This window comes from Propionibacterium australiense (assembly GCF_003666605.1).
In the GTDB taxonomy this organism is placed as follows: Bacteria; Actinomycetota; Actinomycetes; order Propionibacteriales; family Propionibacteriaceae; genus Propionibacterium; species Propionibacterium australiense.
Genome location: NZ_RCIV01000053.1, coordinates 1 through 1439 on the forward strand (window position 1 = coordinate 1; position 1439 = coordinate 1439).

A 1439-nucleotide genomic window follows, 5' to 3' on the forward strand; every position below is an offset into this window, starting at 1 on the left:
CGGTCTGGGCTGCTTCGCGGCCGATGGCGCCGGCGCCTTTGGCGGCCCCTCCGCCGGGGATGGGGATGGCTCCGATGGCCATCTCTTTGCCGAGGGTGCCCAGGTCCACGCTGCCGTTGTCGTGTTTCTGCTGGGCCATGCTGATCCCACCCGAAGTGAGTGCGCCGGACAGGCTCATCAACGCGAGCCCTGCCGCGCCCCCGACCCCGGTGAACATCAACGCCACCCCGGCCACGACCATGGCCCCGGCGGCGAGGTATTCCCAGTTGTCCCCGAGCCAGTCCCCGGCCGCGGCGAGGCCGGTCTTGTGTCGTTCCTTTGACCATAGTCTTCGCCGATCTCGCTATCGCGCGCTAACTCTAGACCAGCACAGGAGGGGGAGCATCAAGCGCTTGATCCGGCTCCTACGGCCACTACGACAAGCCACGATCCAAAACTGCGGAAAACATCACAGCCCAATCCCAGATCGACCCCGACACCACAAGCATCATCAAAGATTCTGAGGCACTAAACTGCGACAACTCAGGTTTAATACAACCACGGATCAAGTTTTTTGAGCACTGGAGGTAGCCAGTCCCGTAAAACAGAACCAGGTTTTCCGGGATCTGGTATCATTTCCATCCCGCTTACGCTAATAAGATCTATTATTTCTTGATCTTGCTTATACTCCTGCGCTACATCTGATATCCAGTCAATGACCCTTTTTACCACCGAGGGATCATCCTCGTAATTCAATACCATCCAACGAATAATATCTGACATGACGAGATGTGGAAGAATTTCTCCATCCATTTCGTCAAGATGCTCCTGAAGAATAGGAATAAGATCTTGATGACTGAAGCACAAAGCTCCAATAAAAGCGACAGTTCTGGCAGACATTACACTATCCCCAATGCTGATTTGAGATCATCAACAAGACTTTGCGCAACTAATCTATCATGCCAATCAGCGTTTGGGTTTTTGTTTAGCCATTTTTCCAATCCTCGTATTGACTCTTGCCCTTTTATGCTATGAGTTCTCCCATGCACCGCACCACCCGTTTCCAGTTCATGTCTGATAGCATCCATCGTGGTGCCATTTCCAATACGTTTGGGGTTTGTTGTCCCTTTGTAAAGGTTGTTCACAATATTTTGAAGTTTGGATGATTGGACGCTTGGAGTTGGTAGAACTTCTTTCTTGGGGCACATGTTGTGGACGGTTGTCCATGTGTTGCCTGCTCGGACGTGGTAGGTGTGGAGGTCGTCGATTTCGAGGTTGTAGACGGTGCGGGTGTGTCCGGTGGCGTTGACGCTGGTGACTGTGGCCCAGGTGTCGTCTGGGGTGTGGAGTTGGTCGCCTGGTTTGAGGTGGCCTGCTGGGGTCCAGCCGCGGTCTCTGGTGAGGAAGGGGTGTCCGGCGGTGGTCTCCACACTGCCGCTGTCCTCGAGCCTCACGACGAG

2 protein-coding genes are annotated in these 1439 nt (G+C 54.1%); both read right to left on the reverse strand.

What is annotated here, in order from left to right:
* Positions 1 to 528: 528 nt before the first annotated feature.
* On the reverse strand, positions 529 to 879 hold the full coding sequence (locus D9T14_RS13530) for a hypothetical protein (RefSeq protein WP_126464254.1): 351 nt from the start codon (positions 877 to 879) through the stop codon (positions 529 to 531).
* Positions 879 to 1439: Hint domain-containing protein (locus D9T14_RS13190; protein WP_147434139.1), on the reverse strand; the 561-nt coding region annotated here is incomplete at its 5' end. The genes D9T14_RS13530 and D9T14_RS13190, both read right to left, overlap by 1 nt.

Coding starts and splice junctions, on each gene's coding strand:
- D9T14_RS13530 (WP_126464254.1), bottom strand. CDS start 879: ATGTCTGCCAGAACTGTCGCTTTTATTGGAGCTTTGTGCTTCAGTCAT.